At 70.9% G+C, this 15,938-nt stretch carries 11 protein-coding genes; 9 read left to right on the top strand and 2 right to left on the bottom strand.

The annotated features are described in order from the left end of the window. Window position 1 precedes the first annotated feature (1 nt). From IAG42_RS05505 to IAG42_RS05495, 3 genes are all read left to right on the top strand, one after another. Window positions 2-1,144 (top strand): acyl-CoA dehydrogenase family protein, encoded by a 1,143-nt coding sequence (locus IAG42_RS05505; protein ID WP_188335885.1) that lies wholly within the window; start codon window positions 2-4, stop codon window positions 1,142-1,144. Between the two features lie 55 nt (window positions 1,145-1,199). Beyond that, a complete protein-coding gene (locus IAG42_RS05500; protein ID WP_188335884.1) occupies window positions 1,200-2,414 on the top strand; it encodes an acetyl-CoA C-acetyltransferase in 1,215 nt (404 codons plus the stop codon). Window positions 2,415-2,651: 237 nt separating this feature from the next. Then, window positions 2,652-4,823, top strand: a complete 2,172-nt coding sequence (locus IAG42_RS05495; RefSeq protein ID WP_188335883.1) for a 3-hydroxyacyl-CoA dehydrogenase NAD-binding domain-containing protein — start codon at window positions 2,652-2,654, stop codon at window positions 4,821-4,823. A gap of 31 nt (window positions 4,824-4,854) precedes the next feature. Here the strand turns inward: IAG42_RS05495 and IAG42_RS05490 are convergent, their stop codons facing one another. Further along, window positions 4,855-5,610: a MerR family transcriptional regulator gene (locus IAG42_RS05490; protein WP_188335882.1), complete on the bottom strand. Its 756-nt coding sequence runs from the start codon at window positions 5,608-5,610 to the stop codon at window positions 4,855-4,857. A 291-nt stretch (window positions 5,611-5,901) separates the two neighbouring features. On the opposite strand from IAG42_RS05490, the gene IAG42_RS05485 reads away from it, so the two are divergent. The 3 genes from IAG42_RS05485 (at window position 5,902) to IAG42_RS05475 (ending at window position 9,076) form a co-directional block, all read left to right on the top strand. Further along, window positions 5,902-7,374, top strand: a complete 1,473-nt coding sequence (locus IAG42_RS05485; RefSeq protein WP_188335881.1) for an amino acid permease — start codon at window positions 5,902-5,904, stop codon at window positions 7,372-7,374. A gap of 465 nt (window positions 7,375-7,839) precedes the next feature. Further along, a complete protein-coding gene (locus IAG42_RS05480; RefSeq protein WP_188335880.1) occupies window positions 7,840-8,118 on the top strand; it encodes a hypothetical protein in 279 nt (92 codons plus the stop codon). A gap of 70 nt (window positions 8,119-8,188) precedes the next feature. Next, on the top strand, window positions 8,189-9,076 hold the full coding sequence (locus IAG42_RS05475; protein ID WP_188335879.1) for an oxygenase MpaB family protein: 888 nt from the start codon (window positions 8,189-8,191) through the stop codon (window positions 9,074-9,076). A 99-nt stretch (window positions 9,077-9,175) separates the two neighbouring features. Here IAG42_RS05475 and IAG42_RS05470 read toward each other — a convergent pair whose 3' ends face one another. Further along, window positions 9,176-10,654 carry a M1 family metallopeptidase gene (locus tag IAG42_RS05470; RefSeq protein WP_188335878.1) on the bottom strand — a complete coding sequence of 493 codons (1,479 nt, stop codon included), beginning with the start codon at window positions 10,652-10,654 and terminating at the stop codon, window positions 9,176-9,178. Between the two features lie 201 nt (window positions 10,655-10,855). Here IAG42_RS05470 and IAG42_RS05465 point away from each other — a divergent pair, with 201 nt between their 5' ends. The 3 genes from IAG42_RS05465 to IAG42_RS05455 all read left to right on the top strand — a co-directional run bounded on the left by IAG42_RS05465 (window position 10,856) and on the right by IAG42_RS05455 (window position 15,915). Further along, window positions 10,856-12,826, top strand: coding sequence for a Xaa-Pro dipeptidyl-peptidase (locus IAG42_RS05465; RefSeq protein ID WP_188335877.1), 1,971 nt, complete (start codon window positions 10,856-10,858; stop codon window positions 12,824-12,826). Next, window positions 12,823-14,103, top strand: coding sequence for a M14 family metallopeptidase (locus IAG42_RS05460; protein WP_188335876.1), 1,281 nt, complete (start codon window positions 12,823-12,825; stop codon window positions 14,101-14,103). The genes IAG42_RS05465 and IAG42_RS05460 overlap by 4 nt, the downstream gene beginning before the upstream one ends. 69 nt (window positions 14,104-14,172) lie before the next feature. Continuing rightward, window positions 14,173-15,915, top strand: coding sequence for a BCCT family transporter (locus tag IAG42_RS05455; RefSeq protein ID WP_188335875.1), 1,743 nt, complete (start codon window positions 14,173-14,175; stop codon window positions 15,913-15,915). The last annotated feature ends 23 nt before the right edge of the window (window positions 15,916-15,938 follow it).

Here is a 15,938-nt window from a genome sequence, read left to right as displayed (position 1 = left end):
CATGGAGCGACGCCTGTACAGCGCCGAGCACGAGGCGTTCCGCGAGACCGTCCGCACCTTCCTCGCCAAGGAGGTCACCCCGCACTACGAGCAGTGGGAGAAGGACGGCATCGTCTCGCGCGAGGTCTGGCTCGCCGCCGGACGCCAGGGCCTGCTCGGCCTCGCCGTCCCGGAGGAGTACGGAGGCGGCGGGAACGAGGACTTCCGCTACAGCGCCGTCCTCGCCGAGGAGTTCACCCGCGCCGGTGTCGCCGGGTTCGCGGTCGGCCTGCACAACGACATCATCGGCCCGTACCTCACCTCCCTCGCCACCGAGGAGCAGAAGCGGCGCTGGCTGCCCGGCTTCTGCGACGGCTCGCTGATCACCGCGATCGCCATGACCGAGCCCGGCGCCGGATCCGACCTCCAGGGCATCCGCACCAGCGCCGAGGACAAGGGCGACCACTGGCTGCTCAACGGCTCCAAGACCTTCATCTCCAACGGCATCCTCGCCGACCTCGTCATCGTCGTCGCCAAGACCACCACCGAGGGCGGCGCCCACGGCCTGTCCCTGCTCGTCGTCGAGCGCGGCATGGAGGGCTTCGAGCGGGGCCGCAACCTCGACAAGATCGGCCAGAAGTCCCAGGACACGGCCGAGCTCTTCTTCGACGACGTCCGCGTCCCGAAGGAGAATCTGCTCGGCGAGCTCGACGGCGCGTTCATCCACCTGATGACGAACCTCGCGCAGGAGCGCATGGGCATCGCCGTCGCCGCGATCGCCGCCGCCGAGCACCTCCTGGAGATCACCACGACGTACGTGAAGGAGCGCGAGGCCTTCGGCCGGCCGCTCGCCACCAAGCAGCACATCCGGTTCGAGATAGCCGAGATGGCCACCGAGTGCGCCGTCACCCGCACCTTCCTCGACCGCTGCATCGAGGACCACTCCGACGGCACCCTCGACGCCGTGCACGCCTCCATGGCGAAGTGGTGGGCCACCGAACTGCAGAAGCGCGTCGCCGACCGCTGCCTCCAACTGCACGGCGGCTACGGCTACATGACCGAGTACCGCGTCGCGAAGGCCTTCACCGACGGACGCATCCAGACCATCTACGGCGGCACCACCGAGATCATGAAGGAGATCATCGGCCGCTCCCTGCTCGCCTGACCTCCCGCACGCCTCCGAAGCCCTGAACAGCTCCACAGCCCCGAAAGGCACCTCCGTGACCACAGACGCGTACGTCTACGACGCGATCCGCACCCCGCGCGGCAAGGGCAAGCCCAACGGCTCGCTGCACGGCACCAAGCCGATCGACCTGGTCGTCGGGCTCATCCACGAGATCCGCGCCCGCTTCCCCGACCTCGACCCCGCCGCGATCGACGACATCGTCCTCGGCGTCGTCGGCCCCGTCGGCGACCAGGGCTCCGACATCGCCCGCATCGCCGCCATCGCGGCCGGCCTGCCCGACACCGTCGCCGGCGTCCAGGAGAACCGCTTCTGTGCCTCGGGCCTGGAAGCCGTGAACCTGGCCGCCATGAAGGTCCGCTCCGGCTGGGAGGACCTCGTCCTCGCCGGCGGCGTCGAGTCCATGTCGCGCGTGCCGATGGCCTCCGACGGCGGCGCCTGGTTCGCCGACCCGATGACCAACTTCGACACCGGCTTCGTGCCGCAGGGCATCGGCGCCGACCTCATCGCCACCATCGAGGGCTTCTCGCGGCGTGACGTCGACGAGTACGCGGCGCTCTCCCAGGAGCGGGCCGCCGCCGCCGTCAAGGACGGCCGCTTCGAGCGGTCCGTCGTCCCGGTCAAGGACCGCAGCGGCCTCACCGTGCTCGACCACGACGAGTTCCTGCGCCCGGGCACCACCGCGGACTCGCTGGCCCGGCTGAAGCCGTCCTTCAAGGACATCGGCGACCTCGGCGGCTTCGACGCGGTGGCGCTGCAGAAGTACCACTGGGTCGAGAAGATCGACCACGTCCACCACGCGGGCAACTCCTCCGGCATCGTCGACGGCGCCTCCCTCGTCGCCATCGGCTCGCGCGAGGTGGGGGAGCGGTACGGGCTCACGCCGCGCGCCCGGATCGTCTCCGCGGCCGTGTCCGGCTCCGAGCCGACCATCATGCTCACCGGTCCCGCGCCGGCCACCCGCAAGGCACTCGCCAAGGCCGGGCTGACCATCGACGACATCGACCTCGTCGAGATCAACGAGGCGTTCGCGGCCGTGGTGCTCCGCTTCGTGAAGGACATGGGGCTCTCGCTGGACAAGGTGAACGTGAACGGCGGGGCGATCGCGCTCGGGCACCCGCTGGGGGCGACCGGGGCGATGATCCTCGGCACGCTGGTGGACGAGCTCGAGCGGCGGGACCTCCGGTACGGGCTGGCGACGCTGTGTGTCGGGGGCGGGATGGGCATCGCCACGATCGTGGAGCGGATCTAGCGCCGTAGCTCCGCCGGTTCGTCGGCGAGTGAGGCCCGGTGGGGGCTGGTCGCGCAGTTCCCCGCGCCCCTGAAATGCAGACCCTTCGGGTCGCATTTCCCCGATGAGGCGCAGCCTCATCAGGGGCGCGGGGAACTGCCCGAGAAGCCCCACCGGCCCGCACCCGGCGAACGAGACCCGGCCACCCCTCCCGTAGCCGCCAAAAAGCGACCCGCACCCGACTTCACGGAGACACACATGACCGCCAGCACCACCATCCGCTGGGAACAGGACGACACCGGCATCGTCACCCTCGTCCTCGACGACCCGAACCAGTCCGCGAACACCATGAACCAGGCGTTCAAGGACTCGATCGCCGCGATCGCCGACCGCGCCGAGGCCGAGCGCGACTCGATCCGGGGCATCATCTACACCTCCGCCAAGAAGACCTTCTTCGCGGGCGGCGACCTCAAGGACATGATGAAGGCGGGCCCCGAGGACGCCCAGGCCGTCTTCGAGACCGGCACCGGCATCAAGAACTCCCTGCGCCGCATCGAGACCCTCGGCAAGCCGGTCGTCGCGGCGATCAACGGCGCGGCCCTGGGCGGCGGCTACGAGATCGCCCTCGCCAGCCACCACCGCGTCGCCCTCGACGCCCCTGGCTCCAAGATCGGCCTGCCCGAGGTCACGCTCGGCCTGCTTCCGGCCGGCGGCGGCGTCACCCGCACCGTCCGCCTCATGGGCATCGCCGACGCCCTCCTCAAGATCCTTCTCCAGGGCACCCAGTACACGCCGAAGCGCGCGCTGGACAACGGCCTGGTCCACGAGGTCGCCGCCACCCGCGAGGAGATGCTCGAGAAGGCCCGCGCCTTCATCGACGCCAACCCCGAGTCGCAGCAGCCCTGGGACAAGCCCGGCTACCGCATCCCGGGCGGCACCCCCGCCAACCCCAAGTTCGCGGCCAACCTCCCGGCCTTCCCGGCCAACCTGAAGAAGCAGCTCAACGGCGCCCCCTACCCGGCCCCGCGCAACATCCTCGCGGCCGCCGTCGAGGGCTCCCAGGTCGACTTCGAGACCGCCCTGACCATCGAGGCCCGCTACTTCACCGAGCTGGTCACCGGCCAGACCGCGAAGAACATGATCCAGGCGTTCTTCTTCGACCTCCAGGCCGTGAACTCGGGCGCCAACCGCCCGCAGGGCATCGAGCCCCGCAAGGTCAACAAGGTCGCCGTCCTCGGCGCCGGCATGATGGGCGCCGGCATCGCCTACTCCTGCGCCCGCGCCGGCATCGAGGTCGTCCTCAAGGACGTCTCCGCCGAGTCCGCCGCCAAGGGCAAGGCCTACTCGGAGAAGCTCTGCGAGAAGGCCGTCGGCCGCGGCCGCACCACGCGGGAGAAGGCCGACGCGCTGCTCGCCCGCATCACCCCCACCGCCGACCCGCAGGACGTCGCGGGCTGCGACGCCGTCATCGAGGCCGTCTTCGAGGACCCGTCGCTCAAGCACAAGGTGTTCCAGGAGATCCAGCACCTCGTCGAGCCCGACGCGCTGCTGTGCTCCAACACCTCGACGCTGCCCATCACCGCCCTCGCCGAGGGCGTCGAGCGCCAGGCCGACTTCATCGGTCTGCACTTCTTCTCGCCCGTCGACAAGATGCCGCTCGTCGAGATCATCAAGGGCGAGCGCACCGGCGACGAGGCGCTGGCCCGCGCCTTCGACCTGGTCCGGCAGATCAACAAGACGCCGATCGTCGTCAACGACTCGCGCGGCTTCTTCACCTCGCGCGTCATCGGCCACTTCATCAACGAGGGCGTCGCCATGGTCGGCGAGGGCATCGAGCCCGCGTCCGTCGAACAGGCCGCGGGCCAGGCCGGCTACCCGGCGAAGGTGCTCTCCCTCATGGACGAGCTGACCCTCACCCTGCCGCGCAAGATCCGCAACGAGACGAAGGCCGCGATCACCGAGGCCGGCGGCACCTGGGACACGCACCCCGCCGAGGCCGTCATCGACCGCATGGTCGACGAGTTCGGCCGCACCGGCCGCAGCGGCGGCGCCGGCTTCTACGAGTACGGCGAGGACGGCAAGCGCGCCGGACTCTGGCCGGGCCTGCGCGAGCACTTCACCAAGCCGGGCCACACCATCCCGTTCGAGGACATGCAGGAGCGCATGCTCTTCAGCGAGGCCCTCGACACGGTGAAGCTGATCGAGGAGGGCGTCCTCACCTCCGTCGCCGACGCCAACATCGGCTCGATCTTCGGCATCGGCTTCCCGGGCTGGACCGGCGGCGTCCTGCAGTACATCAACGGCTACGAGGGCGGTCTGCCCGGCTTCGTGGCCCGCTCGCGCGAGCTGGCCGAGCGCTACGGCGACCGGTTCCTGCCGCCCGCGCTGCTCGTCGAGAAGGCGGAGAAGGGCGAGACCTTCTCCGACTGACCCGCCGAGCACCCACCGGGAGGCGTTCCGCTCAGTTCTCCGAGCCCGAGCGGAACGCCTCCCGCAGTTCCTCGCTCAGGGACCGCTGGAACGCGGTCACCAGCGCCTGCATCACCATCGGCTGCATATGGGCCGACAGCGACTTCATCGCCGCGACGTGCTCGGGATCCGACTCCCGCTCGCGGTAGGGACCCCACACCTCGTCGCGGAACAGCCGCGACAGCTCGTGCGCCGCCTCCCGCGCGTGATCGAGCAGCACGGTCCGCGAGGCCAGGATCGTCTCGTGCGCGATCGGCACGTCGAGCAGCTGCACGCCGAGCCGCAGCAGCGTCACGTCCACCCGGTAGGCGTCCGCCTCGTCCTCGTAGCCGACGATGCCCATCGCCGCGAGCCGGTCCAGATCCTCGCCGGACAGCGGGCGCCCGGACCGGCGCTCCAGGTCGGCGAGACTCATCTCCTCCGCCGTGTCCGGCGCCCAGCTCGCCACGACGGCCCGGTGGATCGCCAGGTCGTGCGCGCTCAGGTCCGCCGGCAGCTGCTCCACGTACCGCTCGATCGCGGCAAGGGTCATGCCCTGGTGCTGGAGCTCCTCGATCAGCGCCAGCCGGGAGAGGTGGTCCTGCCCGTAGTGCCCGACCCGGCGCGGCCCGATGACCGGCGGCGGGAGCAGTCCCTTGGTGCTGTAGAAGCGGATGGTGCGGACCGTCACGCCCGCGCGGGCCGCCAGTTCGTCGACGGTCAGCGTGGGGCCCGACGCCGTCCCGGCGTCCTCGATGTCCGTCGTCATCCTCGTCCTCGTACGCGTGCGATCGGGTTCTACAGTATTGCTGACACACCTACGGTGTGAAAGCCCGTGGGCAGGTGCTCCGGCGGCCATACACCCGCGCTCGAGTCCGTGCATAGAGGCGTCCCGCCATGTGAGAAGCGCCGCTATGTGATCTCCGCCACCGCGTGTTCCGGGATGCGTGGGGGAAGGTGCACCGTCGGTCCGCGCGCTGTCAGGGGTGTCGCGGACCGGAGCACATCCGGACCCCGGCGGCCCCCACGTCGCCGGGCACCACAGAGTGGACACCCCCACGTGAGCAAGGACGCCGTCACCACGGCTATGGACGCATCCCGCACAGATGCGTCCCAGGCGCCCGCCGATGCGGGCGACGCCGGTTACAGCAAGGACCTCAAGGCCCGCCACGTCAACATGATCGCGATCGGTGGCGCGATCGGCACCGGACTCTTCCTCGGGGCAGGAGGCCGCCTCCACTCGGCCGGCCCCGCCCTCGCCGTCGCGTACCTCGTGTGCGGCATCTTCGCCTTCTTCGTCGTACGCGCCCTCGGCGAGCTGGTCCTGTACCGGCCCTCCTCCGGCTCGTTCGTCTCGTACGCCCGTGAGTTCCTGGGCGAGAAGGGCGCGTACGTCGCCGGTTGGATGTACTTCCTCAACTGGTCGACCACCGGCATCGCCGACATCACGGCGATCGCCCTGTACACGCACTACTGGAGCTTCTTCACGAGCATCCCGCAGTGGGTGCTGGCCCTGATCGCCCTCGCGGTGGTCCTCGCCATCAACCTGATCTCCGTGAAGATCTTCGGCGAGATGGAGTTCTGGTTCGCGATCGTCAAGGTCGCCGCCCTGGTCGCCTTCATGTTCGTCGGCATCTTCCTGCTGGTCACCCAGCACGACGTCGGCGGCCAGACCCCCGGCCTGAGCGTCATCACGGACAACGGCGGCTTCCTGCCGCACGGCATGATGCCCGTCGTCCTCGTCATGCAGGGTGTCGTCTTCGCCTACGCGTCCCTGGAGCTGGTCGGTGTCGCCGCGGGCGAGACCGCCGAGCCGCACAAGGTCGTGCCCCGCGCGGTGAACTCGATCATGTGGCGCGTCGGCCTCTTCTACGTGGGCTCGGTCGTCCTGCTCGCGCTGCTCCTGCCCGGCGTCATGTACTCCGCCGACGAGAGCCCGTTCGTCACCGTCCTCTCCCGGATCGGCGTCCCCGCCGCCGGTGACGTGATGAACCTCGTGGTCCTCACCGCCGCCATGTCGTCCCTGAACTCCGGCCTCTACTCCACCGGCCGCATCCTGCGCTCGATGGCGATGGCGGGCTCCGCGCCCCGCTTCACGGCCGTCATGAACAAGAACCAGGTGCCCTACGGCGGCATCCTGCTCACCGCGGGCGTCGGAGTCCTCGGCGTCGTCCTGAACAGCGTCGTGCCCGGCAAGGCGTTCGAGATCGTGCTGAACGTCGCCTCGCTCGGCATCATCAGCACCTGGGTCATCATCATGATCTGCCACCTCGCCTTCGTCCGGCGGGCCAAGCAGGGCCTGGTCCAGCGGCCGCACTTCAAGCTGCCCGGCAGCGGTGTCACCGAGTACGTGACGATCGCCTTCCTGCTGGCCGTGCTCGGCCTCATGTGGAAGGACCCCGAGGTCGGCCGCAAGACGCTGTACCTCATCCCGATCGTCGCGGCGATGCTCGTCCTCGGCTGGTTCGGCGTCCGCCGCCGCGTGGAGCGCACGGCGACCGAGGAGCTGACCAAGGTGGCCCAGGGCGACTGACCCGCCCGTTGTCAGTGCCTCGCCCTACGGTGGCGTCATGTCGGAGATCACGTATGTCCGGGGTGACGCCACCGCCGCGTTCGGCCGGCCCCCGTGGGTGGCCTGACCCGTCCATTGCCGGGTGCCGCCCGGTGGGGCTTCTCGCGCAGTTCCCCGCGCCCCTGAGATGCGCGCACTTCGTGCGCGATCTCATCGGGGAATTGCGCCCGAAGGGCAGGCATTTCAGGGGCGCGGGGAACTGCGCGGCCAGCCCCCACCGGGCGGCACCCGGCGACGAGAGACTCAGCCCCGCGGCGGGCCGCCGAACAGCTCCCCACCCCCCGCATCGGCTGCGGCCTCGCCGGCGGCGCGTGGTCCCGCGTCGAACCCCTGATCACCGAGCGCCTCGTGCATCGCGGGACACCTGTCACCGTGTACGACCACGACGGGTGACATCACGTCCCGCCCTGCGGGTAGGAACCAGCCATGGCGATGGTTCCGTGGCGCGTCCAGGTCAAGGCGGGACGACTCGCCGTTCTCGCGGTCGCGCTGGCGACGGCGCTCGTCACCTCCGCGCGGCTGCGGCCCCGGCGCAACGGGGGAGCGGCCCCGCCGGCCGGACCCGGCGGCCTGCGCGCCCGGATCGTCCCCGCACGCCCCGCCCCCGCCCAGGTCACCGAGCACTCCGTCGCCGTCAGCGATCTGTGCACCTGCGTCTCCGAGCTCGCCTCGGACCTGGCCAAACGCTACGGCGGCGAGACATAGCGGCGGCACCCGCCCGGCGCATACTGGATCACACGCCACACCCGTACGCGGCCGCCCCACGGGACACACCATGACGCAGCACGAACCGGACATCCCTTCCGGCCCGGACCCGTCCCCGCCGCCCCCCGGTGGCATCCTGTGGGACACCGCCGGTGACATCCGCTCGCTGCTCGCGCTGCCCGCCGCCTTCGTCCTCCAGGTCGCCCACCCCGCCGTCGGCGCCGGCGTCGACGACCACTCCGTCTTCCGCACCGACCCCTGGGGCCGCGGCGCCCGCTCCCTCAACTCCGTGCTGCTGTGGGTGTACGGGGGAGAGGCCGCCGTCGAGGAGGGCCGCCGGCTGCGCCGCGTCCACCGCACGGTGCGCGGCACCGATCCGAGCGGCCGGCGCTATCACGCGCTGACCCCCGCCTACTACGCCTGGGTCCACGCCACCGGGTACCCCGTCGCGCGGTACGCCCGGCGCTACTTCGCGCGGCCGTTCACCGCTGAGGAGGACGAGCGGTTCTACGCGGAGTGGCTGATGGTCGGGCGGATCCTCGGCATCCGGGACCGGGACATGCCGCAGACGACGGCGGATTTCTGGCCGTACTACCACCGGATGCTGGCCCTGGAGATCGCACCGAACGCGGTCGTCTCCGAGCTGACGTCCGCCCACCGCGCGCTGCCGGCTCCGCCGGGCGCCGCGCGGCTCGTCTGGCCCCTGGTACGGCCGCTTCTCGTGCGGGGGCTGCGCTTCTTGTCGGTGGGGTTGCTCCCTCCCGAGGCGCGGGACGCTCTGGGGCTGCCGTGGTCGCCCCGCGACGAGCGCCGGCTCCGCCGCTTCGCGGCCCTGGTCCGCCTGACCGTCCCCCACCTCCCGGAACGCCTCCGGTACCTGAGCGTGGCCCGCGAGGCTCGGTCGGAGTCCCGTGTGCGGGCCGGTGGGGGCTGGTCGCGCAGTTCCCCGCGCCCCTGATGAGGCTGCGCCTCATCGGGGAAATGCGACGCGAAGCGTCTGCATTTCAGGGGCGCGGGGAACTGCGCGAGAAGCCCCACCGGGCTGCAGACAAACGGATCAGCGCACGTCGTGGATCGAGTTCGTCGCCGCGATCCGCTTGAACGACCTGGGCTCCCGCACCGCCCCGGCGGCAGCCGAAAGCGCCGGCGCCCCCGGCTTCACCGGCTGATACAGCCACGTGTCGAACAGCGGAGCGAGCTTCTTACCGGACACCTTCTCCGCGTACGCCACGAAGTCGGAGACCTCCGCGTTCCCGTACGCGTGCTGCTGCGGCCACCCCTTCAGAATGGCGAAGAACTTCTTCTCGCCGACCTCGTTGCGCAGCGCCTGGATCGCCAGCGCCCCCCGGTCGTACACCGCGCCGGCGAACTGGTTCTCCGCGCCGGGATCCCCGGGCTTGACGGTCCAGAACGCGTCGTCCGCCGGGTGCTGCGCGTACACGTAGTCCGCGAGCTCCTGCGCCGTGCCCTCGCCCTCCTTCTCCGACCACAGCCACTGGCTGTAGCGGGCGAAGCCCTCGTTGATCCAGATGTCCTTCCAGTTCTTCACGGAGACGCTGTCGCCGTACCACTGGTGGGCCAGCTCATGGACGACGACGGACACGTTCGCCCCGTTCGCGAACTGCTTGGGGGAGTAGAACGGCCGGGTCTGGGTCTCCAGGGCGAAGCCGGACGGGACGTTGGGGACGTAGCCGCCGAGCGCCTCGAAGGGATACTTGCCGTAGATCGATTCCAGCCACTCGGCGACCTCGACGGTCCGCTCCACGCTGGCCTTCGCGGCGCCCTCGTTCGCGCCGAGATCCTTGCTGTAGGCGTTGAGGACCGGCAGGCCGTCCGCGGTCTTGTCGGTGGTGATGTCGAACTTGCCGACCGCGAGCGTCGCCAGATACGTGGCCTGCGGGTGGCTGGAGCGCCAGTTGAAGCGGGTCCAGCCGAGCTTGGAGCTCTGCGACTGGAGGGTGCCGTTGGAGATGGCCTGGGTGCCGTCCGGCACCGCGACCGAGATGTCGTAGGTGGCCTTGTCGAGCGGGTGGTCGTTCGACGGGAACCACCAGGCCGCCGACTCCGGCTCGTTGGCGAAGACGGCGCCGTCCGGGGTGCGCTGCGGGGACGTGAAGCCCCAGAGCTTCAGCTCCGAGGGCTTGCCCGCGTACTTGACGACGACGGAGAACGAGGAGCCCTTCGGCAGCCCGCTCACCGGGGTCACCTCCAGCTCCTGTTCGCCCGACCGGGCGAACCGCGCCTTCTTGCCGTTCACCCGGACCTCGCTCACGGCGAGCCCGAGGTCGAGGTCGAACCGCGACAGGTCCTGCGTAGACGTGGCGATGATCGTCGCCGTGCCCTCCAGCAGGTCCGTCTTCGGCTGGTACTTCAGACGCAGGTCGTAGTGGGAGACGTCGTAGCCGCCGTTCCCGTACGTCGGGTAGTAGGGATCGCCGATGCCCGAGGCCCCGGGCTCGAAGTCGGCGGCCGATGCCGGGATCGCCAGCAGGAGGGAGGCCGCGATCGCGCCGGGGACGATGAGTCTGCGGTACACAAAGGCTCCAAGTCGTCGGGACGGACAGGGGGTTGAGCTCGTCCGCGAGCCTATTCAGCACCCGTGCCCCAGGTCATGTCCATGGCCCCTCCTGTCACACGATCGCCATTCGGCCGACATGCGTCTGGACGCCCCACGGGCCTGACATCGGCGCGTACGGCCCTCTGTCGCACAGCAGTTGACCCGTGTACCTTCCGCGCCATGCCGATACCTGCCAGACGCACGCACCGCCTCTGGAGCACCTTCGCCGCCGCGGTCACCGCCGCCCTGCTCGCCGTGCTGCTCGTGCCGGGCGCCGCCCGCGCCGCCGACGGTGCCCGCGAGTCCCGGCCCGTCTACGCGTACGACACCGCTATCCGCGAGTCCGTCTGGGTCGACACCCGCCTCGACGGGGACGGCGACGGACGGACCGACCGGGTCGCCGTCGACATCGTCCGCCCCCGCGAGCCTGCGGCCCAGGGCCGCCGCATCCCCGTGATCATGGACGCGAGCCCCTACTACTCCTGCTGCGGGCGCGGCAACGAGAGCCAGAAGAAGACCTACGACGCCGACGGGAACGTCGTGCAGATGCCGCTCTACTACGACAACTACTTCGTGCCGCGCGGCTACGCGGTGATCGGCGTCGACCTCGCCGGGACCAACCGCTCCGACGGCTGTGTCGACGTCGGCGGCCGCTCCGACATCCAGTCCGCCAAGGCCGTCGTCGACTGGCTGAACGGCCGCGCCACGGGCTACACCACCCGCACCGGCACCGAACGCGCCCGCGCGGACTGGAGCAACGGCCGCACCGGCATGATCGGCAAGAGCTACGACGGCACGATCGCCAACGGCGTCGCCGCGACCGGCGTCGAGGGCCTCGAGACCATCGTCCCGATCGGCGGCATCTCCTCCTGGTACGACTACTACTTCCAGCAGGGCGCCCCGCTCTACGACTCGGGCCCCGAGTGGCTGTCCGACTACGTCGAGAGCCCCGAGGCGCGCACCCGCTGCGCCGCCGTGCAGAAGCGACTTGTCGACGAAGCGCCCCGCAGCGGTGACTGGACCGGGCTGTGGCAGGAGCGCGACTACGTCAAGGACGCGAGCAAGGTGAAGGCCAGCGTCTTCGTCGTGCACGGCATGCAGGACCTCAACGTCCGCGCCAAGCACTTCGGCCAGTGGTGGGAGGCCCTCGCGAAGAACGGGGTCGAGCGCAAGATCTGGCTCGCCCAGACCGGCCACGTCGACCCGTTCGACTTCCGGCGCGCCCAGTGGGTCGACACCCTGCACCGCTGGTTCGACCACGAACTCCTCGGCTACGACAACGGCGTCGACCGCGAGCCGATGGCCGACATCGAGCGCGCCCCCGACCGCTGGACCACCGACCGCGTCTGGCCGCCCGCCGACACCCGCGCCACCGCCCTGCGCCCCGCCACCGGCAGCGCCCCCGGCGTCGGCGCCCTCGGCCTCGAACCGGGCACCGGCACCGCGAAGTTCACCGACGACCCGTCCCGCTCCGAGACCGACTGGGCGGCGGACCTGGAGACCGGCACCCCGGACAAGGCCGGCTTCCTCAGCCGCCCGCTCGGCGAGGACCTGCGCCTGTCCGGCTCCTCGAAGGTGACCGTCACCGCGACCCCGACGACCCCGACCGCGCACCTGAGCGCCGTGCTCGTCGACCTCGGTCCCGCCACGATCCGCGACTTCACCGGCTCCGGCGAGGGCATCGACACGCTCACCGACCGCACCTGCTGGGGCCCGAGCGCCCCCGGCGACAGCTCCTGCTTCCTCGCCACCCGGGCCGCGACCGCCGACGTCGGCGCGACCGTGTTCAGCCGCGGCTGGGCCGACCTCGGCACGTACGCGGACCCGGCGAAGGGGCGGCGGCTCCAGCCCGGCACGCCGTACACGCTCACGATCTCCCTCGCCGCGGGCGACCACGTCGTGCCCAAGGGGCACCGGCTCGCCCTGATCGTCGCCGGCACCGACAAGGACCTCATCGACCCCCCGTCGACCCGGCCCACGCTCACGCTCGACCTGTCGCGCACCGCGGCCCGGGTGCCCGTCGTCGGCGGAGCCGGCGCGTTCGCCGCCGCCACCGCAGGACCCACCGTCGCCACCCCCCGACCCTCCGCGGCCGACGGGCCCAGCACCTTCCGGCCCGGCCGCCCCGTACCGGGAGGCAGCAACCGATGAGACTCAGCAGACTGGCCCTGACCGCCTGCGCCGCGGCCGCGCTCGCCGCGCCCCTCGTGGTGACAGCCCCGGCCCAGGCCACCGGCCACCCGCCCCGCACGGGCTTCGAGGAGACGAACGGGGCCCGCTGGACCAGCCAGCCCGAGGAACAGCGGCTCCTCGCCGAACTCGACCGTGCCTCCGACCGCGTCTTTGTCTCCCGCATCGGCACCACCAAGCAGGGCCGGCCGCTCCAGCTCGTGCGCATCGGGGAACGCACCACCACCAACACCGTGCTGCTGATCTGCAGCCAGCACGGCAACGAGCCCTCCGGCCGCGAGGCCTGCCTCACCAAGGTGCGCGACCTCACCTACGACCGGAGCCCCGCGACCCGCGCCTTCCTGTCCCGCACCACCCTGCTCGTCGTGCCGACCGCCAACCCCGACGGCCGCGCCGCCGACACCCGCGGCAACTCCGACGGCGTCGACATCAACCGCGACCACGTCGCCCTGAAGACCGCCGAGGGCCGCGCGATGGCCGCCGTCATCCGCGACCGCCGGCCCGACGTCATCTACGACCTGCACGAGTACGGGGCCACCCCCGAGTACTACGACAAGGACCTCTTCGACCTCTGGCCGCGCAACCTCAACACGGACGCGGCCGTGCACGACGAGGCCCGCACTCTCTCGGGTTCGTACGTGCGGCCCGCCGCGGAGGCCGCCGGGCACTCCACCGGCACGTACGGCATCTGGACCGACCCCGTCACCGGCGAACCGGTCAAGCAGACCGCGGGCGACGGACAGGAGCGCATCCTGCGCAACCTCTCCGGGCTCAAGCACGCCGTCGGCCTGCTCATCGAGAGCCGCGTCGACCCCGGCACCCCCGAGGAGGAGGCCGACCAGGCGCTCAACAACCGGCGCCGCCGCGACTCCCAGCTCGCGGCGCTCGGCGGCCTGTTCGACTTCGCCCAGGAGCGGCGCGGGCAGATCGAGACGGCGACCGGCGCGGCCCGCGTCGCCGGACTGCGCGACACCGGGCCCGTCTACGTCGGCGGCGCCGACAACGACCCGGCGGAACCCGCCGAGGTCATCCAGGACCCGCCCTGCGGATACCGGCTGACCGCGGACCAGTACGCCGAGGTCGGGGACGAACTGGCGCTGCACGGCATCACCGTACGGAAATCGGGTAGCGGGGTCGTCGTACCGCTCCGGCAGTCCGAACGGGCCCTGGTCGCGCTGCTGCTCGACTCCCGCGCGACGTACCACCTGACGGAAGGGACGCCCGACACAGGGTGCTGAAGAGGTGTGGGACGCGCCGTTTGTGGTAGGCCCTAAAGGGTGACAAAACCTCAGAATCCACCCACGGGCGTGCCCCTCCCCGATCAGGGGCCGGCCGGTGGCCGGAGCCCGGCCACCGACCGGATCGTCTTCGGCGTCACCGCCGTGCTCACCCTGGCCTTCGTGGTCTGGGGATCCGTCGCCACCGACAACCTCGAGAGCGTCTCGACCCGGCTGCTCAACGGCCTGATCCACAACGGCGGCTGGGCGTTCATGCTCGCCGCGAGCGGCTTCGTCGTGTTCGCCCTGTGGCTCGCCATCAGCCGCTACGGCAAGATCCACCTCGGTGCCGAGGGGGAGGAGCCCGAGTTCCGCACGGTCTCCTGGGTCGCGATGATGTTCAGCGCCGGCATGGGCATCGGCCTCATGTTCTACGGCGTCAGCGAGCCGCTCGCGCACTTCACGACGCCGCCGCCGGGCACCGATCCGGCCGACGCCGCTCAGGCCATGGAGACGGCCATGGCGACCACCCTCTTCCACTGGACCCTGCACCCGTGGGCGATCTACGCGGTCGTCGGACTCGCCATCGCCTACAGCACCTTCCGCCGCCGCAGACGGCAGACCATCTCCTCCGTCTTCGTGCCGCTGATCGGCGAGTCGCGGGCCAACGGCTCCTGGGGCCGGGTCATCGACATCCTCGCCATCTTCGCCACCCTGTTCGGCTCCGCGGCCTCGCTCGGTCTCGGCGCCCTGCAGATCGGCTCCGGCTTCGAGGTCCTGAACTGGATGGACAAGGTCTCCACCGGTCTCCTCGTGGCCATCATCGCCGTGCTCACCGTCGCGTTCGTCGCCTCCGCCATCTCCGGTGTGGAGAAGGGCATCCAGTGGCTGTCGAACATCAACATGGTGCTCGCGCTCATCCTGGCCGTCTTCGTGTTCATCGCCGGGCCGACCATCATCGTGCTCGACCTGATCCCGACCTCGCTCGGCGCCTACCTCGGTGACCTGCCCCAGCTCGTCGGCCGCACCGAGGCCTCCAGCGGCAAGGGAGTCGCCGACTGGCTCGGCAGCTGGACGGTCTTCTACTGGGCCTGGTGGATCTCCTGGACGCCCTTCGTCGGCATGTTCATCGCCCGCATCAGCCGCGGCCGGACCATCCGCCAGTTCGTCGGCGGCGTCATCCTGGTCCCGTCCACGGTCAGCCTGATCTGGTTCGCGATCTTCGGCGGCACCTCGATGAAGCTGAAGGAGCGCGGCGAGCTCGGCGGCGCGGACACCCCGGAGGCCCAGCTGTTCGGCGTGCTCCACGAGTACCCGATCGCCACCGCCACGAGCCTGCTCGTGATGATCCTCGTCGGGATCTTCTTCGTCTCCGGCGCGGACGCCGCCTCCATCGTCATGGGCACGCTGTCGCAGAAGGGAGCCCTCGAACCAGGGCGCTTCGTCGTCATCTTCTGGGGCGTGGTCACCGGCGCCGTCGCCGCGGTCATGCTGCTGATCGGCAACGGCTCGGGCAACGCCCTGACCGGCCTGCAGAACCTCACGATCCTCGTCGCGGCCCCGTTCACCCTCGTCATGATCGGCATGTGCGTGTCCCTCATGCGCGACCTGCGCCAGGACCCGCTCATCGTCCGCGGCGACATGGGCATCGAGGTCGTCGAGGCCGCCGTCGTCGCCGGACACGAGAAGTACGGCGGCGAGTTCGAGATCCGGATCGGCCCCGGCGACAGCCTGGAGACCGCCGGCGACCCCATCGGCAAGCACCTCCACCGCGAACCGGGCGCCGAGCCGGACCCGGAGGAGGAGGGCGACACCCCGCTCGCCAAGGACTGACCCGCCCCGCGGGAGGCGGCGGG

Source organism: Streptomyces xanthii (assembly GCF_014621695.1).
Lineage (GTDB): Bacteria > Actinomycetota > Actinomycetes > Streptomycetales > Streptomycetaceae > Streptomyces > Streptomyces xanthii.
Note: the sequence above shows the minus strand (reverse complement) of the source record. Positions and strands in the feature narration are given on the sequence as shown.